Below are 394 nucleotides of genomic sequence, written 5' to 3'. Positions count from 1 at the left end.
GACATATATTGCTGAAGTAACAATTGGTAAGAGCACGACTACTGAAGATCAAACTGGAGGAATAGTAGAAGAAAAAGCTGTAACTGAAAATATTTGGTGTACTGATGACATACGTTCAACTTTAAATAAATTAGTGGGTGAAATTGAGCAAATTCCGCCGATGTATTCAGCTGTTAAAGTAAACGGAAAAAAATTATATGAATACGCTCGTCAAAATATTGAAGTTGAAAGACCTGTTCGTAAAGTCTTCATTAACAGTATTGAGCTAACTTCAGACATTTCATATGACAACCAAACTTGTAAATTTGAAATAGAAGTCGAGTGTGGAAAAGGGACATATATAAGAACATTAGCAACTCAGATAGGAGAATTACTTGGTTATCCTGCACATATG

1 pseudogene is annotated in these 394 nt (G+C 33.8%); it reads left to right on the top strand.

The features are described from left to right. Nucleotides 1-394 (top strand): annotated as a pseudogene (locus tag E4T88_RS17745) (tRNA pseudouridine(55) synthase TruB); the annotation flags it as partial.

The organism is Dysgonomonas mossii, assembly GCF_004569505.1.
In the GTDB taxonomy this organism is placed as follows: Bacteria; Bacteroidota; Bacteroidia; order Bacteroidales; family Dysgonomonadaceae; genus Dysgonomonas.
This window is presented reverse-complemented; position numbering and strand designations above follow the sequence as displayed.